Origin of the sequence: Pantoea sp. 18069, assembly GCF_902706035.1 — a bacterium.
Classification (GTDB): Bacteria; Pseudomonadota; Gammaproteobacteria; order Burkholderiales; family Burkholderiaceae_C; genus Comamonas.
The window spans coordinates 33,875-54,884 of record NZ_CACSJA010000008.1 but is presented as its reverse complement, the minus strand read 5'-3'; the positions used below and the strand labels follow the sequence as shown (position 1 = coordinate 54,884).

Here is a 21,010-nt window from a genome sequence, read left to right as displayed (position 1 = left end):
TATTAGTAAAAATGCATAAGCATGCGCTTTTAAATTCGTTGATGGATTTTACGGATGGCGTCACACTTCCATCCATTCCCATGTCAGCGAATGGCGCATTTGAGAGTGCAGGTTCGCGACGCGCGACCTGCGGTTGCCCGCCCGGCATCGGACCCTTGAAGACAGGCGCAAGCCGCTGATTCCCCCGGTTCCGGCGGTTCAGTTTCCAATAATGTGATTGCATGAGCCAGAACACCGCAGATTCGGTCCAGAGACCGCCACTCATCCGCTTGCGCGATGTACAGAAGAAATTCACCACGGCCGACGGCGGCCTGTTCGAGGCCGTCAAATCGGTCACGCTGGATGTGCGCCAGGGCGAGATATTCGGCCTGATCGGCAAGAGCGGCGCGGGCAAATCGACGCTGCTGCGCCTGATCAACCTGCTCGAGCGTCCCGACGCGGGCGAAGTCATCGTCGCCGGACGCGAGCTGACCCAGCTCAGCCGCCGCGAACTGCGCGAAGCGCGGCAGAACATCGGCATGATCTTCCAGCAGTTCAACCTGCTGCAGAACGCCAGCGTGTTCGACAACGTGGCCTTTCCGCTGAAGATCCACGGCGGCCTGTCGCGCGCGCAGATCGATGCGCGCGTGCGCGAATGCCTGGCACTGGTCGGGCTGTCGGACAAGATCGCCAGCTACCCGGCGCAACTGTCGGGCGGACAAAAGCAGCGCGTGGCGATTGCGCGGGCGCTGGCGCCGCGCCCGCAGGTGCTGCTGTGCGACGAGCCTACGTCGGCGCTCGACAGCGAAACCACGCGCTCGCTGCTCGAGACGCTGCGCGACATCCAGCAAAAGACCGGCGTGACCATCGTCATCGTGACGCACGAGCTGTCGGTGGTCGAAGTGCTGTGCAGCGAAGTGGCGATCATCGAAGGCGGCCGTCTGGTCGAGCAGTTCTCGCTGCACGGCCCGGGTGGGCAGCGCACCACGGCGCTGGGCCAGGAAATCGAGGCCCTGCGCGAGCGCACGGCGCGCGAAGCGCGCTGGAGTGCCAAATCTTCCCCCAGCCCCGTCTCTTCATCGCCTGCTGCCGCTGCAGCCCAGGAGCTGCAGCATGTCTGAAAACATCGCCGCCATTCTTCCCGAACTGTGGCTGGCCATAGGCCAGACGGCCTTGATGCTGGGCATAGGCCTGACGGCCGCGGTCGTTCTCGGCGGCCCGCTGGGCGTGCTGCTGTTCCTGCTGGGCCCGGGCCAGTCGCTGGCCAACAAGCCGGCGTTCATCGTGCTCAACTGGATCGTGAACACGGTGCGCTCGTTTCCTTTCATCATCTTGCTGGTCGCGCTGGTGCCGTTCACGCGCGTGATCGCAGGCACGTCGATAGGCCCGCTGGCCGCGGCTGTGCCGCTGTCGATTGCCGCGATTCCTTACTTCGCCCGGCTGGTGGACCAGTGCCTGCGTGAAGTGCCGCGCGGCGTGATCGAAGCCGCGCATGCCATGGGTGCTTCGGAGCTGCAGATCGTCTGGCGCGTGCTGGTGGTCGAAGCGCGTTCGGGCCTGGTGCTGGCGCTGACCGTGCTGGCCGTGAGCTTTCTGTCGTACTCGGCGATTGCCGGCGTGGTGGGCGGCGGCGGCATCGGCGACCTCGCCATCCGCTACGGCTACTACCGCTTCCAGACCGATGTGATGGTGCTTACGGTCACGGTGCTGGTGGTGATGGTGCAGATCCTGCAATTTGTCGGCAACACCGCCGCGCGTCGCCTCGACAAGCGCTGAGGCTGCAGGACGTTTTCCCGGGCCGCCCGGCGGCCGTGTCTTTTCCGCGTTGTTTCTCTTTTGGAAAGAGGTTTGTGATGAAGAATTTGGTTGTGCGTCGTTCCCTGCTGGCAGCTGCCGTGGCTGCAGTGACCCTTGTCGGCCTGACGGCGCCCGTGCAGGCCCAGGCCAAGAAGGAACTGGTCATCGGCGGAACCGCCGGTTCGAACATCGACCAGCTCAAGCAAGGCATCGTGCCCATCCTGGAAAAGAAGGGCTACAAGGTCAAGCTGGTTGAATTCAACGATTACGTCCAGCCCAACCTGGCGCTGGCCCAGGGCTCGCTCGATGCGAACTTCTTCCAGCACCGCGTGTACCTGCAGAAATTCGCGGCCGATCAGAAGCTCGACCTGGTCGAGCTGGTGCAGGGCCCGATCGCGCCCCTGGGTGTTTATTCGACCAGCCGCAAGACGCTGGCCGAAGCCAAGACCGGCGACCGCGTGACCCTGCCCAACGATCCCAGCAATCTGGCGCGCGCACTGGTGCTGCTCGAGCAGAACCAGCTCGTGAAGATCAAGCCCGGCATCGACCCGCTGCGCGCCTCGGAAAAGGACTTGCTCGAGAACCCGCGCAAGCTCAAGTTCATCCCACTCGAAGCCGCGCAGCTGCCGCGTTCGCTGGGTGACACCGAGTACGCCATCATCAACGGCAATTTCGCGATTTCCTCGGGCCTGAAGCTGACCGAAGCCGTCAAGCTCGAGAAGACCCCTGACCACTATCTGAACGTGGTCGCGGTCAAGCGCGCCGACAAGGATTCGGCCTGGGCCAAGGACCTCGAAGCCGCCTACCGCTCGAACGAGTACAAGGCCGTCGTGGACAGCAAGTTCCAGGGTTACGCCAAGCCTTCGTTCCTGCAGTAAATCGCTGGCCACAGGCACGTCGCACTTTGTAGGACGTTGCCCACCCGTGTTGCCGCCGAGGGCTTCCATAATAGGAAGCCCTTTTTCGTTTTGCCCTAAGGAGTGCTCATGAGCCAATACCAAGTCGCCGTCATTGTGGGAAGCTTGCGCAAGGAATCGTTCAACCGCAAGCTGGCACAGGCCATTGCGCGCATGGCGCCCGAAGGTTTCAGCTTCGAGGAAATCGCGATCGATACCTTGCCCCTCTACAACCAGGACGCCGACGGCAACGAGGTCGAGGCCGTGAAGCGCTTTCGCGCGCAGATTGCCGGCGCCAATGCGCTGCTGTTCCTGACGCCCGAATACAACCGCTCGATTCCCGGCGTGCTCAAGAACGCTTTGGACCAGGGCTCGCGGCCGTACGGCCAGAGCGTGTGGGCCGGCAAGCCCGGCGCGGTGCTGGGCGTATCGGTGGGCGCGACGGGCACGGCGCTCGCGCAGCAGCACCTGCGCAATGTGCTGGCCTATCTGGACGTACCGCTGCTGGGCCAGCCCGAAATGTTCATCCAGGCCAAGGATGGGCTGTTCAACGAGGATGGGACCATAGGCAAGGCGAGCCACGATTTCTTCCAGGCCTGGCTGCACCGGTATGTCGAGTGGGTCAAGTGCAATGCTTGATTTCTGAGGGCGGGCCGTTCATGGTTCGACGCGCCCGGCGAGGGGGGGCTCACCACGAACGGATTCCCTGTTCGCCCTGAGCGGGGTAAGCGAGGCAAAGCCTCGCAATGCGTTGACAAGAAACAGCGGGGAGTGAGACCGGTTTCTTGAATACCGGGGCTTCGACGGGCGCGCCGAGCGAGGCTCAGCCCGAACGGAGCTTTCCATCTTGCCCTAAACCACCGCTCGCCCTGAGTCCTGAGCCCGTCGAAGGATCGAAGGGTCGGTATTTTGAGAGTAGGCCGCCCATAGTCAGCTGCTGTTTTCTCAAATTACGTCCTTTCTAAGTCATTGATTTATTTGACAAATAAAGCTGTTTCTTGAGCGCTTGTCGAAGGGCCGGTATTCGGAGGCTAGGCAGGCTATGCTTGAAGCTGCCTTGTGGAGATTTCATGGACTACCTGCCTCAACTGATCACGCTTTGCGGCATCATTCTTCTGGCCTGTGCCAGCCCCGGCCCCGACTTCGTGGCGGTCACCTCGCATTCGCTGCAGGACCGAAGGTCAGGCGTGTTCGTGGGCCTGGGCATTGCCTGTGCCGTCACCGTCTGGGCGACCCTGGCCATTCTCGGTTTCGGCTTGCTCATCCAGGAGATGTTCTGGCTCTATGAGTTCATCCGCATGGCGGGCGCGGCCTATCTGGCTTACCTGGGCATACGCATGCTGATAGGGGCATTCCAGAAACCGCCGGCCGACGGCGCAATCGCCAAGGCATCCGTTGCCGGCGCGGGCCCAGCCTGGCGGCGCGGGCTGCTGGTGGGCCTGACCAATCCCAAGACGGCCACATTTTTCGCGACCTTGTTCGTGACCCTGTTGCCGGTGGAGGCGCCCGCCTGGGTGTACCTCACCGTCGTGGGCCTGGTGGGGACCATCACCGGCCTATGGCTGGGCCTGCTGGCCACATTTTTTTCTGTAGACAGCGTACGTGCCGTCTACCTGCGCATCCGCCGCCCCATCGATGCACTGATGGGCGCGGCGCTGGTGGGTCTTGGCGTGCGCCTGGCGACGAGCCGGTAAGGCCGCACGCCATGCGCGCGCGCGGCGCGGGCATCAGCCCGGGCCCTGTGCCTCTTCGAGAATCCAGTCGACAAAGGCCTTGACTTCGGGGCGCTGCCGGGCATCGGGTTGCGTGACCAGATAGTAGGCAAAGCGCGCGGGCCAGGGTTTGGCTAGCACCTGCACCAGCCGGCCCGCGGCGATCTCATCACGCGCATATTCCTGCGGTACCAGCGCCAGGCCCTGGCCGGCTTCGGCCGCGCGTATCAGCAGGAAGTCATCCTCGAACGCCGTGCCGCGTTCGGCGCGTGCGTCTGGCGCCACGCCATGCGCGGCGAACCACAGAGGCCAGTCCGCGCGATCGCCATCGTGCAGCAGCGCGTAGCCCAGGCAGTCTTCAGGCGTGGCCAGCTGCGCATTGCTACCTACCAGGCCGGGGCGGGCCACAGGCACCAGCACGGGCGCCATCAGCCGCGTGACGGCGAGTCCCGGATAGGCACCCAGCCCGTGGCGCAGCGCGACATCGACCCGGCCCTGGCGCATGTCCACCAGAGCGGAGGTCGCTTCGACGCGCACTTCGATTTTGGGATGGCGCTGCTTGAACCGGCCCAGGCGCGGCACCAGCCATGACGCGGCAAAAGTGGCGACGGTGCTCACCGTGAGCGTGGGTCTGGCCTTGGTCTGTTCGAGCGACTGCATGGCCTGCGCGATCTGCGCGAAGGCCTGGAGCAGTGCAGGGTGGACGCTGGCCCCGGCTTCGGTGAGGCGCAGCCCTTGGCGCTCGCGCGTGAACAGCGTGACGCCGACCCGGTCCTCGAGCAGCCGGATCTGCTGGCTGACCGCACCCGAGGTGACGTGCAGTGCCTGGGCCGCGGCCTTGATGCTGCCGCGCTGGCCGACTTCAACAAAGGCGCGCAATGCGAGCAGGGGGGGTGTGGCACCCACAAAGTTTAGTTTTTCTAAATTCATGGGGGAGAAATGATCGGTTTTAATTCATTTATTAGAAAGCTAATATTGTGGGGCTTTAAAGCAGCTTATTGATTTAGTTAATCTATATTTATCAAAGACCACGAATGAACCATTTTCCGGGCGAATCCACGATACAGCCGCATTCCGTCGGAGCATCCTTCGCATCGTTTTCCACCCACCCCGGCTACCGCCGCATGTTCGCGCCCGATCAACTGACCCTGGGCATCTTTTTGCCGCTGCGCTTCTACCAGGGCGACATGCGGGTGCTTGCCGGGCAGGCGGACCTGGTGGCGGATATCGACCGCCATGGCTTTGCCGCCGTATGGGTGCGCGACGTGCCGCTGTTCGACCCGTCGTTCGGCGATGCCGGGCAGGTGTTCGACGCGTTCACCTACCTCGCGTTTCTCGCGGCGCGCACCCGGCGGGTGGCGCTTGCGACCGGCAGCGCGGTCTTTTCGCTGCGCCACCCCATCGACCTGGCCAAGGCGTCGGCAAGCATAGACCAGCTGTCGGGCGGCCGGCTGGTGCTGGGCGTTGCGTCCGGCGACCGCCCGACCGAGTTTCCGGCCTACGGCATTGAACACTCCGAGCGCGGAGCGCGGTTTGCGCAGTCGGTCGGATATTTCCGCGATCTCCTTCGGGCCGACAGTCCGTCCATTGACTCCCCGCTGGGCCGCATCGACGCCGCCGCGCTGCTGCCCAAGCCCGCGACCGGCGCCATTCCGTTGATTGTCACCAGCTCGTCCGGTCAATCGCTCGACTGGATTGCCGCGCAGGCCGATGGCTGGCTGACCTATCCCGAAGCCACGCATGTGCCCCAGGGGCCGCTGCGCCTGGCGCAGAAGATCAGCGCCTGGCGTGCGCTGATTCCCGACGGCGGTTTTCGGCCGCACATGACCAATGAGTGGCTGGATCTGGTGGAGGATCCCTATCACCCGCGCACGCCAATGCGCGGCGGTTTTATGCTGCGCACGGGCCGCAAGGGCTTGATTGCGCTGCTCGAGGAATGGCAGCGCGCAGGCGTCAACCATGCGGCGCTGGGCATACAGTTCTCGCAGCGGCCGGCCGCGGACGTCATTCAGGAGCTGGCCGAGGATGTGCTGCCGCGGTTTCCTTCGCACGCGGGGCCGGCGGCGATCGCGAGTGCCTGGTAGGAGCGGGGCAGCCGGCCTTTTGCAGGACCGGCGCCCATCTCGCAGAGGCGGTATTGTTCAGAACTGGTAGGCCGCGCTCACGCCCGTCATCCACTGGCGGCCCGGGGCGCTTTCGAAGAAGCGGCTGTTGCCGTCGTTGACGATGACCGAGCCCACATGCTTGCGGTCGAACAGGTTGTCGACACGCGCAAAGGCGCGCAGCGTCCAGGGGCCCATGACCTTGCGGTAGCCCACGCTGGCCGCGGCCACGGTGTAGCCGGGAGCGGTGGCGCTGTTGGCGTCGTTCACATAGACCTTGCTTGCGTGCTCGGCCGACACGCCCAGGCGCCATTCGGGCGTCAGGTCGTAGTCCAGGCCCAGCGACAGGCGCTGCCTGGACAGGCCGGGCAGCATGTTGCCGGCGGCAGCGTTGCCCGAGGCCTCGCGGAACGTGGCATCGAGGTAGGTGTAGGCAGCTTGCACTTTCCACTGGGGCGCGAGGCGCAGGTCGGCCTGCAGCTCGAGCCCCTGGCGGCGCGTGTCGCCGGCGTTGCGGTAGGTCGTGCGGCCATTGCTCGCGCCGGCGCTGACGATTTCGTCGCTGGTGCGTGAATGGAACACGGCCGCGCTCCAGCCGCCCTTGACGGCGCCGGTCAGGCGTTCGCGAAAGCCGATTTCATACTGGGTGCTGGCGCTGGGCTGCAGATCCAGGTTCAGGCCGCCTATGCTGCCCGTGCGGTACGACAGCTCGGCAAAGGTCGGCGTCTCGAAGCCGCGGCCGGCGCTCGCATAGACCGTCTTTTCGGGTGTGAGCTGGTGCGATAGCGACAGCACGGGCAGGGCCTGGCTGTGGGTCACGGAGCCCGAATCATCGGGGTTGCCGGCGCGGATGTAGCGGTCTTCGGACTCGAACTTCACATGGCTGTAGCGCAGGCCCGTGCCCAGGCTCCAGGTGGGGGCGAGTTGCCAGGTCGCCTGCACATAGGGGTCTATGCTGGTGACGGTGTTGTCTTCGTTGCGGCGCAGCCCACCCTTGACGCCGAGCTGGCTGGCTATGAAGTTCTCGTAGCCCTGGCGGTCTTCCTTCATGGTGTCGAACGCCAGGCCGGCCGTGACGGTCACGGGCACGGGGGCGTCATTGAAAACACCGGTCCAGCGCGCGTCGAGGCCGGCGTAGTCGCGCGACATGTCGATCACGCCGCCCGCATGGCCGGCCGGGGCCTGGGCGGCGATGGGCAGCGACTGGTATTGCTCCATCGAACGATGGCCTGCATAGGCCGTCAAGGACAGGCTGTGCGTGCCGCTCAGGCGGCGCTCGTAGGTGGCGCCGACCTGGCTCTGCTCCAGCGTCTTGCGGGTGTTGAACGTCTGGGCGACGGAGGATGCCTGGCGCGGATTGGCCTGCCACTGCTCCCAGGTCAGGCCCTGTGCGTCCTGCGCACTCGACTTCATGCTGTTGGCGACGAGGGTCAGGCGCGAATCATCACCGATGGCGGTGGACAGCTTGGCGTTGGCCACGTTGCGGTCGGCCGCGCTGTGGTCGCGGTAACCATCGGTCAGGTAGCGGCTGGCGCTGAGCAGGTAGCTCAGGCCCTGGGCCGTCTGGCCGCTGGCCTTGCCGGAGAGGCGCTTTTGTCCATTGCTGCCCATGGAGAAGCCGCCTTCGACGCTGGGCCGGCCTTCGGGGGTTTCGGTGTACATGCTGATCACGCCGCCGGCCGAGTTGCCATACAGCGCCGAGTAGGGGCCGCGCAGCACTTCGACGCGCTCCAGGCTGGCGATGTCGATGTGCGACAGCGCGCCCTGGCCGTCGGGCATGGTCGCGGGAATGCCGTCGACATACAGGCGCACGCCGCGCAGGCCGAAAGTGGAGCGCGCGCCGTAGCCGCGCACCGACAGCTGCAGGTCCTGGGCGTAGTTCTGGCGGTTGTTGATCTGCAGGCCCGGCACGCCGGACAGGCTTTCCGACAGGTTCACCTGCAACTGGCGCTCGCGCATCTGCTCGGCGTCGATCACGGTCACGGAGGCCGGCGTCTGTTCGAGCGAGGTGCCGCCCAGCGTGCTGTGCACCGTGATTTCAGGCAGCCGGGCTTCGGTGGTGGGCTGGGCGATGGCGATGCCATACATGCCGCCGACCAGGACGGGAAGGCCGGCAACCCAGCGCAGGTGATGCAGTGTCATGTCAAAAAACCTTTTCATGCCCGCGCCGGCCTCTGCGCAGGCTGGCTGCGGCCATGCGCAGCGCAGCCACGCAAAGGCCTGCGCAGCATTCATTCAAATATCCAGATGGGGATGGTAGCGTCGCCAGGGCGCGCATGGCGCCCGGCAATCAACGGCAGCGGCCGAAGAATGCCACAGAGCGGTCACAAATCTTCACGAACTGGTGTAAACACCAATAGGTCCGTGGTTAATTATGTGGAAGAGGTGTTGATCAAAAGCGGGGCGATGCCTGGCGGTCCTGTACCAGGTCGATGGCATCGATGATGGCCTTGCCCGTGCTCTGCACGCCAGGCGCAGTGAAACCGGGACCCGGCTTGACGGCCGGATGGGCCAGCAGCTGGTCGCGTACCTTGAGGCGCTCTGCGAGCGCTTCGGGCAGGGGCTTGGGCTGCTGGGACGGGGTGTTGTGCAGGTACTGCTGGTACACCTCGGTCTTGGCCCGGTTCATTTCACGGGTATTGCGGTTTTCCAGATACCAGTCCAGCAGGTAGCCCAGGGCGATGCAGGAAATCAGACCTATGGTCACGGCCGTGATGACGAACGATTCATCGGTGTGTTTGCGCGGGCGCTGCGGGGCGGAAGGCATGGGAGAGCGTCAATGGTTAGGTGGTAACGGGGCGCTGCAACCTGGACCGACACGGGGACGTCGCTACAGGCTTTCACCGCAGAGCCTCGAGCCTAACAAAAAAAACCGCCCTGTCGATGACATTGGGGGCAATGTCCGAGCAGGGCGATCAACGGGCGGCGCGGCGATGCGCCGCGTCGTTCAGGCGGCCAGTGCGAGCTGGCTGTGGATGGCCTGCTCGGCCTCGGCCAGGGCCGCGGCCTTGGCCTCGGGGCCCATGGCGATGCCTTCGGCGCGCACAAAGCGCACATCGGTCACGCCCAGGAAGCCCAGCACGGTCTGCAGCAGGCTTTCCTGGTGTTCCATCGCACGGCCGCCTTCGGACGTCGAGTACACGCCGCCGCGGGTGGACACCACGATCACCGTCTTGCCCTTGGCCAGGCCTTCGGGGCCGGCGGCGGTGTAGCGGAAGGTGCGGCCGGATTGTGCGATGCGGTCTATCCAGGCCTTGAGCTGGCTGGGAATGCTGAAGTTGTAGAAGGGCGCGCCGATCACCACCACGTCCGCGGCCAGGAACTGGCTCACGAGCTTCTCGGACACGGCGTTTTCAAGGCGCTCGGCTTCGGTCGTGGCGCTCTGGCCGGTGCGAAAACCCAGGGACACCGCCGACAGGTGGCTGGGAGCATCCTGCGCCAGGTCGAGGTAGTCGACGTTGAGGCCGGGATGGGCCTGTGCCCATGCCTGCACGGTGCGTGCGCTCAGGTCGCGGGAAACGGACATGTCGCCGGTGATGGCGGAATCGATGTGCAGCAGTTGCATGGAAGGCTCCTTGAATTTCGAGAAATGGATGCTTGCCGGTGAAGGCTTGGTATAGATTGTGCCGGCGTGATGAATCTTTGATAAGCTGCTTTAAATGCGATAGATTGTTCTATCAGCGAGACAAGGTGCTTGAATGAACGATCTCAACGACATGCTGTATTTCGCCGAAGTCGTGGAGCGCGGCGGCTTCGCGGCGGCCGGGCGGGCACTCGGCATCCCCAAATCACGGCTGTCGCGCCGTGTCGCCGAACTCGAAGGGCGGCTGGGCGTGCGGCTGCTGCAGCGCACCACGCGCAAGCTCTCCCTGACCGAAGTCGGCGAGGCCTATCTGCGCCACTGCCAGGTGATGCGCGATGCGGCCCAGGCCGCGGCCGACACCGTGGCCCAGGTGCAGACCGAACCCTGCGGCACGCTGCGTGTGAGTTGCCCGGTGACGATTGCGCAGACCGTGCTCGGCGAGCTGATGCCGGTCTACCTCGCGCGCCATCCGCTGCTGCGGGTGGACATGCAGGTCACCAACCGGGCCGTGAACCTGGTCGAGGAAAGCATCGATGTGGCGCTGCGCGTGCGCACTTCGCTCGATGACAGCGGCAGCATGGTGGTCAAACGCCTGGACATTTCGCGCCAGGTGCTCGTTGCCAGCCCCGATCTGCTGCGCCGCCAGGGCACGCCCGGCCGGCTGCAGGAGCTGGGCCGGCTCGACAGCGTTGCGATGTCGGCGGTCGACGGGCGCTCGAGCCTGCTGCTCAGCGGCCCCGATGGCCAGGAATACACGCTGCAGCACCAGCCGCGCTATGTCGTGGATGACCTGCTGACCTTGAAATTCGCGGTGCTGGCTGGCACGGGCATGGGCTGGCTGCCTGACTATATGTGCCATGACGAACTGGCCGATGGCCGTCTCGTGCATCTGCTGCCCGACTGGTCGCCGCCGCAGGGTGTGGTGCACGCGGTCTTCCCGTCGCGGCGCGGCCTGTCGCCCGCGGTGCGCAGCTTTCTCGACTTTCTCGCCGAAACCATGCCGGGCAGCAGCATCTCTTCCGGCAGCGGCGCGGCGTGAGCCGTGCGCATGGGGGGCGGCTCCAGCGCGCGTGCGGCTGTGCGTCCGGGCCATAAGATAACAACCAATGGTTCGTTGGGATTTTGGACCAAGCTGCAGACAATGTCCGTTCAAGGAGAACTGGCATGGATAAACCCCCCCGCATTTTGATCGTGCCCGGCTGGCGCGACTCAGGCCCCGGTCATTGGCAAAGCCTCTGGGCCGCGCAATTGCCCGGCGCAGAGCGGGTGGTGCAGGATGACTGGATCACGCCCCACCGCGACGCCTGGGTCCGGCGCCTCGAAGAGCATGTGCTCGCGCATCCCGAGCCGGTGGTGATCGTCGCCCACAGCCTGGGCTGCATCGCCACCACGCAGATCGGTCCCGAGGCCGCAGAACGCGTCGCCGGCGCGCTGCTGGTCGCGCCCGCCGACCCCGAGCGCCGCGCCCAGCTCATCGATTTTTCCCCCGTGCCCGCGGCGGCGCTGCCTTACCGCAGTGTGCTCGTGGCCAGCAGCAACGACCCGTTCTGTCCGATCCGCCTGGCCGGCGCCTACGCGCGCGCCTGGGGCAGCGAGCTGGTGCGGCTGCAGAACGCGGGCCATGTGAATGTCGAGTCGGGCCATGGCGCCTGGCCTCTGGGGCTGGCGCTGCTGCAGTCGTTGACCGCAGGCCTGGCCTGGTCTTCGACGCCAGCCGATCCTTTCGCACTCCAGGCTTGAGCTTCGATAGGGCGGCCGCAATCACGCTGGCGCCAGGTTTCAGGCTCTATATGCCAAAAGATGATTAATTAACAAGAATATATTCGTTTGAGTTTGAAGGCGAACTTCAGACAATGAAACACTTCTTCACGTTCCAGGCTTTGCAACCATGAAATCTTTGACTCTCAAGACAGTTTTGGCCAGCCTTGCCTTCGCGGCCAGCGGCGCAGCGATGGCCCAGAACCAGCTGCTCAATGTGTCGTACGACGTGGCCCGTGAGTTCTACAAGGACTACAACACCGCCTTTGCCGCGCATTACAAGAAAACCACGGGCAAGGACGTGAAGATCGACCAGTCGCACGCGGGCTCCAGCGCCCAGGCGCGCGCCGTCAACGACGGCCTGGACGCCGACGTGGTGACCATGAACACCACGACGGACATCGAATTCCTCGCCAGCACCGGCGTGGTCGCCAAGGACTGGAGCAAGAAGTTCCCGAACGACGCGTCGCCCACGACCTCGACCATGCTGTTCCTGGTGCGCAACGGCAACCCCAAGAACATCAAGGATTGGGACGACCTGATCAAGCCCGGCGTGCAAGTCGTGGTGGTCAACCCCAAGACCGGCGGCAACGGCCGCTATGCCTATCTCGCGGCCTGGGGCGCAGTGCGCGAAAAGGGCGGCACCGATGCCCAGGCCGAGGAATTCGTCGGCAAGCTCTACAAGAACGTGCCCGTGCTGGGCAAGGGCGGGCGTGACGCGACCGCGATCTTCCTGCAGCGCAATATCGGCGACGTGCTGATCACGTTCGAGTCGGAAGTGATTTCCATCGACCGCGAATTCGGCAAGGGCAAGGTCCAGGCCGTGTACCCGTCCTCTTCGATCATCGCCGAGAACCCCGTGGCCGTGGTCGAGCGCACCGTCGCCAAGAAGGGCACGGGCACGCTGGCCAAGGAATACCTGGACTACCTGTACTCGGATGAAGCCCAGGAGATCGCCGCCCAGCATGCGCTGCGCCCACGCTCGGAAGCCGTGCTGAAGAAGCATGCCGCGACGTTCAAGCCGCTCAAGCAGTTCACCGTGGGCAAGTACTTCGGTTCGCTGTCTGACGCACAAAAGGTGCACTTCAACGACGGTGGACAGTTCGACAAGCTCTACACGCTTGGCAAGTAAGCCGGCGCGCGCACCTGCACCATGGCATTCGCTGCTAACTCGGCTTCGGCCGCATCTCCCGCTGCTACCCCGGGCGCCCCAGTGGCGCCGCGCCGTGGCCGTGGCGCCAAGCGCGTGCTGCCCGGCTTCGGGCTGACGCTGGGCTACACGCTGTTCTATCTCAGCATCATCGTGCTGATCCCGCTGTCGGCGCTGGTCTTCAAGACCTTCACCATGACCTGGCCCCAGTTCTGGGAGGCCGTGAGCTCGCCGCGGGTCATGGCGTCCTACCGCCTGACGTTCGGCGCCTCGCTGATCGCGGCGCTGGTCAACCTGGTGTTCGGCCTGCTGATCGCCTGGGTGCTGGTGCGCTACAAGTTCCCGGGCAAGAAGATCGTCGACGCGCTGGTCGACCTGCCGTTCGCACTGCCCACGGCCGTGGCCGGCATTTCGCTGACGGCGCTGCTCGCGGGCAACGGCTGGATAGGCCGCTACCTCGAGCCCCTGGGCATCCAGCTGGCGTTCAAGCCTGCGGGCATCGTGATCGCGCTGATCTTCATCGGCCTGCCGTTCGTCGTGCGTACGGTGCAGCCGGTGCTGGAAGACGCGGAAAAGGAGCTCGAAGAGGCCGCGACCAGCCTGGGCGCGACGCGCCTGCAGATTTTCGTCAAGGTGATACTGCCGAGCATCACGCCCGCGCTGCTCACCGGTTTCGCGATGGCGTTTGCACGCGCCGTCGGTGAATATGGATCGGTGATCTTCATCGCCGGCAACATGCCCATGATTTCCGAAATCACGCCGCTGATCATCATCGGCAAGCTCGAACAATATGACTATGCGGGCGCGACCGCCGTGGCGGTGGTGATGCTGGTCATCTCCTTTGTGCTGCTGCTGATCATCAATGCGCTGCAAGCCTGGCAGCGCCGCAACGCGGGAGCACCGGCATGAGCGGCATGACCTCTTCACGCAACGCGGTGCGCCGCGCCAAGGCCGGCACGACCGAAGCACCCTGGGTGCGCTGGACGCTGATCGGCATCGCCATGGTCTTTTTGCTGCTGTTCCTGGTGCTGCCGCTGGCCGCGGTGTTCACCGAGGCGCTGCGCAAGGGCTTTGGCGCCTACATCGAAGGCCTGCGCGAGCCCGATGCCTGGTCGGCGATCAAGCTCACCTTGCTGACGGCCGCCATTGCCGTGCCGCTGAACCTGGTGTTCGGCGTCGCCGCAGCCTGGTGCATCGCCAAGTACGAGTTCCGCGGCAAGGCCTTTCTGACCACGCTGGTGGACCTGCCGTTCTCGGTATCGCCCGTGGTCGCGGGCCTGACCTATGTGCTGATGTTCGGCTCCCACGGCTGGATGGGCTCGTGGCTGCAGGCCAACGACATCAAGGTCATCTTCGCCGTGCCCGGCATCGTGCTGGCGACGATCTTCGTGACCTTCCCGTTCATCGCCCGCGAGCTGATTCCGCTGATGCAGGCCCAGGGCAGCGACGAGGAGCAGGCGGCCATCGTGCTCGGCGCCACCGGCTGGCAGACTTTCTACAAGGTCACGCTGCCCAACATCAAGTGGGGCCTGCTGTATGGCGTGATCCTGTGCAATGCACGCGCCATGGGCGAATTCGGTGCGGTGTCGGTGGTTTCGGGCCACATCCGCGGCCAGACCAACACCATTCCGCTGCATGTGGAAATTCTCTATAACGAGTACCAGTCGGTCGCGGCCTTTGCCGCCGCCTCGTTGCTGGCGCTGCTGGCGCTCGTGACCCTGGTCATCAAGTCGATCGCCGAATGGCGCGCGGAGCGCGAGCAGGCCGCTGTGGCCGACCTGCCTCCCGAGCGGCCCACGCCGCTGGTCACGCCTGCCTGAACTGCCTGAAAGAAGAAGCACCATGAGTATCGAAATCCGCAATGTCAGCAAGCAGTTCGGCAGTTTCCAGGCACTGCGTGATGTGAGCCTGGACATACAGTCCGGCGAACTGATCGCGCTGCTCGGCCCTTCGGGCTGCGGCAAGACCACGCTGCTGCGCATCATCGCCGGGCTCGAAGCGCCCGACGTGGGCTCCATCCATTTCAGCGGCGAAGACACGACCGACGTGCATGTGCGCGAGCGCAACGTGGGCTTCGTGTTCCAGCACTATGCGCTGTTTCGCCACATGACCGTGTTCGAGAACGTGGCTTTCGGCCTGCGCGTCAAGCCGCGCAAGGAGCGCCCCAGCGAAGCGCAGATCCGCACCAAGGTGATGGACCTGCTCAAGCTGGTGCAGCTCGACTGGCTCGCCGACCGCCATCCCTCGCAACTGTCGGGCGGACAGCGCCAGCGCATCGCCCTGGCGCGCGCGCTGGCCGTCGAGCCCAAGGTGCTGCTGCTCGACGAGCCGTTCGGTGCGCTCGACGCCAAGGTGCGCAAGGAACTGCGCCGCTGGCTGCGCCGCCTGCATGACGAACTGCATGTGACCTCGATCTTCGTGACCCACGACCAGGAAGAGGCGCTCGAAGTGGCCGACCGGGTGGTGGTCATCAACCAGGGCAAGGTCGAGCAAAGCGGCTCGCCCCAGGAAGTCTGGGAAAATCCCGCGAGCCCGTTCGTCTACGGGTTCCTGGGCGACGTGAACCTGTTCCACGGCCGCGCCAACGAGGGCCTGGTGCACATGAGCGGCATAGAGATCGACGCGCCCGAGGCCGACCAGGCCAAGGATGCGAAAGCCTTTGCCTATGTGCGCCCGCACGACCTCGATGTCGAGCGCTATTCGCCGGGCCAGAACATCGATGCCCAGGGCCGCCCGCGCGGCATCGTCGCGCGGCTCGAGCGGGCGATTGTGGTCGGCCCGATCGCGCGCCTGGAACTTATTCCCGCCGACGATAATCATTCAACCACCCAGAACGGTGAGGATGCCTTGATCGAAGCGCAGATTCCCGCGCATCAGTTCAAGGAACTGGGTTTCAAGGAAGGCGAAACGCTGGTGGTGACACCGCGCAGGACCCGGGTGTTTATTGACCAGGCTGCAGGCATCTGACGGTCCGCAAGGGCCGCGCTGCGGCCTTTGAAGGACAAGAAATGGTGTTGTGGAACTGGATGGAAACGGCACCGCGCCGGGTGCTGGCGCTGATCTGCGCGGTCTGCGTGGCGATGCTCGCGTTCGGCATGTACCTGCAGTACGGCCAGGGGCTGGAGCCCTGCCCGATGTGCATAGTGCAGCGCTACGCGCTGATCGGCGTGGCGGTGTTCACCGGCGTCGCCAGCCTGCGCGGCGGCCGCGGCTGGCTGCTGGGCTGGGGCGGCCTGGCGCTGCTGAGTTCGGGCTTTGGCGCCTTTGTTGCCGCGCGCCAGAGCTGGCTGCAATGGAACCCGCCCGAGATCGCGACCTGCGGCCGTGACTTCTACGGCATGGTCGAGAACTACCCCTTGAGCCGCGCGATTCCCATGATCTTTCGCGGCTCGGGCGACTGCACGGCCATCGACTGGACCTTCCTCGGCGGCTCGATCGCCAACTGGTCGTTCATCTGCTTTGCGGTGATGGGGCTGGCGCTGGTTGCGGTGTTCTGGCGTCAGCGCGCAGCCCGTTAACTCCCTGCGGGCGACTGCGCCGCCCGTCGCGCACCGTATCATGCCTGCATGAATCTGAGCCACTCCACGCTGGGCCTTGCCGCGCGCATCTGGGACAGCGCCTGCGAGACCGCGGCGGCCTGGTGGCGCAGCGTCTATCTTGGCGCCGTGATCCTCGTGCTGCTGCTGTCGCCGTCAAGCTATCGCGGCCAGTCGCGCGCGCGCATGGCCTACCAGCTGTATGTGCAGACCGGGCCGGTACTGCTGGGCTTCACGGCGCTCGCGGCGCTGCTGTGCGCGGTGATCACGCGCATCGTGATCGTCACCGCGCTGAGCTACGGGCTTTCGCGCTACGCGCTTGAAATGGTGGTGCGGGTGCTGGTGCTCGAATTGATTCCGCTGACGGCCTGCCTGTTCGTTGCCATGCGCTACACCATTCCCAATGGAACGCAGCTGGTGCAACTGCGCCTGCGCGGGCGCGCCGAGGCACTGCACCGGCACGGGCTGGACCCGGTGCGCAGCGAGCTGCTGCCGCGTGCCGTCGGCGGCCTGTTTGCCTGCCTGACGCTCGCGGCGCTGAGCTGTGTGGTGGCGCTGGTCACGGTGTATCTGAGCGTCTATGGTTTCAACCTCGCGGGCCTGCCGGCCTATACCCGGCTTTTCGGCCATGTGTTCTCGCCGGTCGTGACGCTGGTGTTCACGCTCAAGACCTTGTTCTTCAGCCTGGCCGTGGCGCTGATTCCGCTGGCGTCGGGCTGGTATTCGCCGCTGCCGCGGCTGCGCCAGGAAGGGCGCGAGCTCGGCGGTCTGGCGCGGATGTTTGCGGTGCTGCTGCTGATTGAAATCCTGTCGCTCATGGGCAATTACTATTGATGTTTTGGAGCTTGGCTATGTTCGGAAATCACCATGGACACCCATGAATCGGATGCCGGCGCGGCCGCGGCGCATTCTCCTGCCGAGCTGCGCCCCGTGGCCCATCTGCGCGCCAAGGCCGCGGCGCTGCTGCTGTTCACGCTGGTGCTGGTGCTTGGCTCGGCGCTGTACCTGCTGTATTCGCGCGGCGCTTTCGAGCCCACGCAGCAGCTCGTCCTGACCACCGACGATTCGGAAGGGGTGGTGGTGGGCATGGACATGACGTTCTCGGGCTTTCCGATCGGGCGCGTGCGCCGCATCGAGCTGGCCGAGGATGGCAATGTGCGCATCGTCGTCGACGTGCCGCGCAAGGATGCGCACTGGCTGCGCGAAACCAGCGTCTTCACGCTGGTGCGCGGCCTGGTCGGCGGCACGACCATCAAGGCCTATAGCGGCATTCTCACGGACCCGGCGCTGGCCGAAGACGCGGTGCGGCCCGTGCTGCGCGGCGATGCCACGGCGGAGATCCCGCAGATCATGGCCTCGGCCAAGGAGTTGCTGGCCAATCTGGGCGCGATGACGGCCCAGGACTCGGCGCTGGGCGGCGCCCTGGGCCAGGTCCAGTCGCTGGCCGAACGCCTGCAGGGGCCTGGCGGGGCGCTGGGCGTGCTCATGGGCAACGAGGCCGATGCGCGCAAGGTGGTGGCCACGCTCGAGCGTGCGAATGCCTTGATCGCGCGCATGGAGCAGCTCGTGGTGCGCGCCGACCGCCAGGTGTTCGACGCCGACGGCGTCATGCCCGAAGTGCGCGCTACCGTGGTGCAGCTCAACGGGCTGCTCGCGGACACGCGCCAGAGCCTGCAAAAAGTCGACGCGGTGCTGGTTGAAGCCCAGGCCGTGGGCGCCAATGCCCGGGAGGCAACCAGCGACCTGGGTGCGCTGCGCAGCGAAGTCGAAGGCAATCTGCGCCGCCTCGAAGGCATTCTTGGCGACATCCAGCGCAAATGGCCGTTTGCGCGCCAGCCGGAGCTTGAACTGCCATGACCTCGACGCCCCATTTTTCCGCGCCCCTGGCCCGCTGGTCAGCCATTGCCGTGCTGGGCTGTGCGCTTGTCGCCTGCAGCCAGAAACCGCCTGCCGCCGACTGGGCGCTGAATGCCGAGTCGGCATCCGAGCGCGCCACCCAGGCCTATCTGCGCGCCGACCAGCGCGTGCAGACGCTCGAATGGAGCCGTGCGCGCGCCGAAGTCGAGCGCACGGCCAGCCCGCAACTGCTGGCGCGGCTCGCGCTCATGCGCTGCGCGGTCGAGCATGCAAGCCTGCAATGGAACGAATGCGGGGACTATCTGGCGCTGGCCGTCGATGCCGAGCCGCCCGAGCAGGCCTATGCGCACTATCTGCAGGCGCTGCCATTGTCGGTGCAGCAAATGGCACAGCTGCCCGCAGCGCAGCAGCCGGTGGCGCGGGCCTTGACCCGCGGCGACCGGGCGGCTGCGCTTGCCGCGGTAAGCGCAGTGGAAGCACCGCTGTCGCGTCTGCTCGCGGCCTCGGTGGTGCTGCGCGCGCAGGGGCCATCGCAGGCGCTGCTGGCTGAAGCCGTGGACACCGCGTCCGCCCAGGGCTGGCGACGTCCGCTGCTGGCGTGGCTGCTGCTGTCTGCGCGGCAGGCGCAGCAGGCCGGGGATGTGGAGCGCGCGCAGCGACTGGAGCGTCGGGTGCGTGTGCTCGAAGCTCAGGCAGGGGCCGCGCCGGCGTCCCATCCGCGGCCGGAAACCGGACGCTGAACGCGGAACGCAGAACCCAGGCGCCGGGCCGGGCGCCTATTCTTCCAGCAGCGTGAACAGGTCGACCACCTGCAGGCTGTCGGCCGCCTGGGCGGCGTTGTCTATCCAGAGCATCAAGGTCATCGATGCGATGGCCAGCACCACGGTGATGGCGAATGCCACAAGGGGGTGGCGGTTGATCGAGAGGAAGGCTTGCATGGGGCCTCCTGAAGAGGGAGTGGCGACAGGGACAAGGGCGAATCGAGAAACCGTGCGGACGGTATTCCTTCCATCCTGCAACCTCTCGATTGCAACCTGAATCCTCGGCCCGCGTTGTGGGACAAATACGCGTGCGCTTGCCACCCGCGACGCCGCGAATGCCGGTCCAAAAAAAAGCGAAGCACGGGGCTTCGCTTTTTGGGGGGCGTGCATGCGCGCAGGCATGCACGCGGACGGGGCCGATCAGAAGCGGTGGCGCACGCCCAGCACCAGGCTGGTGCCCGACTTCAGGTGGGTGATCTTGTCGTGCATGGTCACAGCGTACAGATCGGTGCGCTTGGACAGGAAGTGGTCGTAGCCCAGGCTGGCGGTGGTGCGCGTGGCGTTGGCCGGGCCTTCCACCTTGGTGCGGGCGACGGCGGCCTTCACGGTGCCGGCCTTGCTCATCACCGGAAGATCCAGGCCCAGGGAAATGGTGCGGGCTTCGAAGTTCGTTGCATCGACTTCGGCCTGGCCGTAGGTGGCATAGGCCTTGACGACGCTGAAGTCATAGGCGCCGCCCAGCATCCAGTCGGTCTTGGTGTTGATGGGCGCGGGGTTCACCGGGTTGCTGATCTTGACGTGCTCGTAGAAGCCCAGCAGCGTCAGCGGGCCGCCGAAGTACATCAGGTTCACGCCGACATTGCCCTTGCCCGTATCGCCACCTTGTTCGCCGAACTGGTAGTGCAGGTTGGCGCTCAGACCACCGATGCTGGGCGTGGAATAGGTCACCTGGTTGCTCCAGCCGGTGTCGGCCGGCGTGGTCAGGTTGCCGAAGCCCCAGGCGGGCAGGCTGGCCATGTTGGCGTGCAGCACCAGGGGCGACACGGTGAAGGAGTCGCCGTAGGGGTTGGCCAGGATGGTGGGCAGGAAGTTGGGGGCCTTGGAGCGGCCCAGGCGCAGCGTACCGAAGCCGCCCGACAGCGCGACGTTGGCGTCACGCGAGAAGGCCGGGTCGCCATCGTAGCGGCCCAGGTTGCCGACGTCGGCGCGCAGGAAGGAGGACAGGACGAACTCGGCCTTGAGGCCGTTGCCCAGATCTTCCTTGCCCGAGAAGCCCAGCCACGATGTAGTCATGCCACCCGAACCGACGGTGCTGGTGCGCCCGGCGCTGCCGGACTGGCGCATGGAGCCAGCGTAGACATCGACCAGGCCAGAGATTTGCACCGTGCTTTGGGCTTGTGCTGCGCCGGCGCATGCAAGGGCTGCAACCAGGGCGAGCAGGGACTTCTTCATAGGGACTCCTGTAATAAAAGCTTAGGAAATGTGAATATAGCAAGAGCTGTGCCAGCTTTGCGCGTAGGACCCGTCCTGCGTGAACATATGCTTATGACGCAGCAATGAATGTTGCCTGCCACCAACAAGTGGTGCCTGGCGCCGTCCACAGCATCCCGGTTGCCGTCGCGCCGCTCGCGCCCCACAATGGGCTTACTGATACGTACAAGGAGGTCTGTATGCAGTCCGAAGAAAACGTCTTTGGCGAGAACGATGGCAGCAGCTACAGTGCCACGCTCTGCCAGGCGGACGGCGTCTGGTATTGCGCCAGTTTCGTCGTGGATGAGCACAACATCCTGCTCAACGGGGAAACCTGGCCCACACGGGACGCGGCGCTGGAGGCCATCCGGCGGATCGCTTCGGGCGACAGAGCGCCGCTGTGAACGTC

The 21,010-nt window shown here is 65.3% G+C and carries 23 protein-coding genes and 1 pseudogene; 18 read left to right on the top strand and 6 right to left on the bottom strand.

Features of this window, described 5'->3' with window-relative positions; genetic code table 11:
• Positions 1-221: 221 nt before the first annotated feature.
• From GVL12_RS08610 to GVL12_RS08590, 5 genes are all read left to right on the top strand, one after another.
• On the top strand, positions 222-1,100 hold the full coding sequence (locus GVL12_RS08610) for a methionine ABC transporter ATP-binding protein (RefSeq protein ID WP_159912866.1): 879 nt from the start codon (positions 222-224) through the stop codon (positions 1,098-1,100).
• A 4-nt stretch (positions 1,101-1,104) separates the two neighbouring features.
• Positions 1,105-1,755 carry a methionine ABC transporter permease gene (locus tag GVL12_RS08605; protein ID WP_235033835.1) on the top strand — a complete coding sequence of 217 codons (651 nt, stop codon included), beginning with the start codon at positions 1,105-1,107 and terminating at the stop codon, positions 1,753-1,755.
• Between the two features lie 77 nt (positions 1,756-1,832).
• Positions 1,833-2,654 carry a MetQ/NlpA family ABC transporter substrate-binding protein gene (locus GVL12_RS08600; RefSeq protein ID WP_159912862.1) on the top strand — a complete coding sequence of 274 codons (822 nt, stop codon included), beginning with the start codon at positions 1,833-1,835 and terminating at the stop codon, positions 2,652-2,654.
• Between the two features lie 108 nt (positions 2,655-2,762).
• On the top strand, positions 2,763-3,311 hold the full coding sequence (locus tag GVL12_RS08595) for an NADPH-dependent FMN reductase (protein WP_159912860.1): 549 nt from the start codon (positions 2,763-2,765) through the stop codon (positions 3,309-3,311).
• A gap of 431 nt (positions 3,312-3,742) precedes the next feature.
• Positions 3,743-4,366, top strand: coding sequence for a LysE family transporter (locus GVL12_RS08590; RefSeq protein WP_159912858.1), 624 nt, complete (start codon positions 3,743-3,745; stop codon positions 4,364-4,366).
• 33 nt (positions 4,367-4,399) lie between these two features.
• Here GVL12_RS08590 and gcvA read toward each other — a convergent pair whose 3' ends face one another.
• Positions 4,400-5,290: a transcriptional regulator GcvA gene (gene gcvA, locus GVL12_RS08585; RefSeq protein WP_200843604.1), complete on the bottom strand. Its 891-nt coding sequence runs from the start codon at positions 5,288-5,290 to the stop codon at positions 4,400-4,402.
• Positions 5,291-5,418: 128 nt separating this feature from the next.
• Here gcvA and GVL12_RS08580 point away from each other — a divergent pair, with 128 nt between their 5' ends.
• Positions 5,419-6,468, top strand: coding sequence for an LLM class oxidoreductase (locus GVL12_RS08580; RefSeq protein WP_200843603.1), 1,050 nt, complete (start codon positions 5,419-5,421; stop codon positions 6,466-6,468).
• A gap of 57 nt (positions 6,469-6,525) precedes the next feature.
• Here the strand turns inward: GVL12_RS08580 and GVL12_RS08575 are convergent, their stop codons facing one another.
• From GVL12_RS08575 to GVL12_RS08565, 3 genes are all read right to left on the bottom strand, one after another.
• Positions 6,526-8,628 (bottom strand): TonB-dependent receptor, encoded by a 2,103-nt coding sequence (locus tag GVL12_RS08575; protein WP_200843602.1) that lies wholly within the window; start codon positions 8,626-8,628, stop codon positions 6,526-6,528.
• A 250-nt stretch (positions 8,629-8,878) separates the two neighbouring features.
• Entirely contained in the window at positions 8,879-9,253 is a 375-nt protein-coding gene (locus tag GVL12_RS08570) for a hypothetical protein (protein WP_159912854.1), read from the bottom strand.
• Positions 9,254-9,433: 180 nt separating this feature from the next.
• Positions 9,434-10,051 carry an FMN-dependent NADH-azoreductase gene (locus GVL12_RS08565; RefSeq protein WP_159912852.1) on the bottom strand — a complete coding sequence of 206 codons (618 nt, stop codon included), beginning with the start codon at positions 10,049-10,051 and terminating at the stop codon, positions 9,434-9,436.
• Positions 10,052-10,184: 133 nt separating this feature from the next.
• Between GVL12_RS08565 and GVL12_RS08560 the strand changes: the two genes are divergently transcribed.
• From GVL12_RS08560 to GVL12_RS08515, 11 genes and pseudogenes are all read left to right on the top strand, one after another.
• Complete coding sequence (locus tag GVL12_RS08560) at positions 10,185-11,108, top strand: LysR family transcriptional regulator (RefSeq protein WP_159912850.1); 924 nt, start codon at positions 10,185-10,187, stop codon at positions 11,106-11,108.
• A 125-nt stretch (positions 11,109-11,233) separates the two neighbouring features.
• Positions 11,234-11,809, top strand: coding sequence for an alpha/beta hydrolase (locus tag GVL12_RS08555; RefSeq protein ID WP_159912848.1), 576 nt, complete (start codon positions 11,234-11,236; stop codon positions 11,807-11,809).
• 148 nt (positions 11,810-11,957) lie between these two features.
• Positions 11,958-12,959, top strand: a complete 1,002-nt coding sequence (locus GVL12_RS08550) for a sulfate ABC transporter substrate-binding protein (protein ID WP_159912846.1) — start codon at positions 11,958-11,960, stop codon at positions 12,957-12,959.
• 21 nt (positions 12,960-12,980) lie between these two features.
• Positions 12,981-13,886, top strand: a complete 906-nt coding sequence (cysT, locus tag GVL12_RS08545) for a sulfate ABC transporter permease subunit CysT (RefSeq protein ID WP_200843601.1) — start codon at positions 12,981-12,983, stop codon at positions 13,884-13,886.
• Positions 13,887-13,891: 5 nt separating this feature from the next.
• Positions 13,892-14,797, top strand: a complete 906-nt coding sequence (gene cysW, locus GVL12_RS08540; protein WP_159912844.1) for a sulfate ABC transporter permease subunit CysW — start codon at positions 13,892-13,894, stop codon at positions 14,795-14,797.
• A 22-nt stretch (positions 14,798-14,819) separates the two neighbouring features.
• A pseudogene (locus GVL12_RS08535) lies at positions 14,820-15,701 on the top strand (sulfate/molybdate ABC transporter ATP-binding protein); the annotation flags it as partial.
• A complete protein-coding gene (locus GVL12_RS26865; protein WP_306770587.1) occupies positions 15,693-15,944 on the top strand; it encodes a TOBE-like domain-containing protein in 252 nt (83 codons plus the stop codon). The pseudogene GVL12_RS08535 and the gene GVL12_RS26865, both read left to right, overlap by 9 nt.
• Before the next feature lie 41 nt (positions 15,945-15,985).
• Complete coding sequence (locus GVL12_RS08530) at positions 15,986-16,495, top strand: disulfide bond formation protein B (protein WP_159912840.1); 510 nt, start codon at positions 15,986-15,988, stop codon at positions 16,493-16,495.
• 48 nt (positions 16,496-16,543) lie between these two features.
• Positions 16,544-17,347, top strand: a complete 804-nt coding sequence (locus tag GVL12_RS08525; protein ID WP_159912838.1) for an ABC transporter permease — start codon at positions 16,544-16,546, stop codon at positions 17,345-17,347.
• A 33-nt stretch (positions 17,348-17,380) separates the two neighbouring features.
• Complete coding sequence (locus tag GVL12_RS08520; RefSeq protein WP_159912836.1) at positions 17,381-18,370, top strand: MlaD family protein; 990 nt, start codon at positions 17,381-17,383, stop codon at positions 18,368-18,370.
• Complete coding sequence (locus GVL12_RS08515) at positions 18,367-19,110, top strand: hypothetical protein (RefSeq protein WP_159912834.1); 744 nt, start codon at positions 18,367-18,369, stop codon at positions 19,108-19,110. Before GVL12_RS08520 ends, GVL12_RS08515 begins: the two co-directional genes overlap by 4 nt.
• Positions 19,111-19,146: 36 nt before the next feature.
• Here GVL12_RS08515 and GVL12_RS26260 read toward each other — a convergent pair whose 3' ends face one another.
• Together GVL12_RS26260 and GVL12_RS08510 are read right to left on the bottom strand one after the other, a co-directional pair.
• Positions 19,147-19,308, bottom strand: a complete 162-nt coding sequence (locus GVL12_RS26260; protein WP_200843599.1) for a hypothetical protein — start codon at positions 19,306-19,308, stop codon at positions 19,147-19,149.
• Positions 19,309-19,551: 243 nt separating this feature from the next.
• Positions 19,552-20,583 carry a porin gene (locus GVL12_RS08510; protein ID WP_159912832.1) on the bottom strand — a complete coding sequence of 344 codons (1,032 nt, stop codon included), beginning with the start codon at positions 20,581-20,583 and terminating at the stop codon, positions 19,552-19,554.
• Between the two features lie 218 nt (positions 20,584-20,801).
• Here GVL12_RS08510 and GVL12_RS08505 point away from each other — a divergent pair, with 218 nt between their 5' ends.
• Positions 20,802-21,005 carry a hypothetical protein gene (locus tag GVL12_RS08505; protein WP_159912830.1) on the top strand — a complete coding sequence of 68 codons (204 nt, stop codon included), beginning with the start codon at positions 20,802-20,804 and terminating at the stop codon, positions 21,003-21,005.
• Positions 21,006-21,010: the final 5 nt, after the last annotated feature.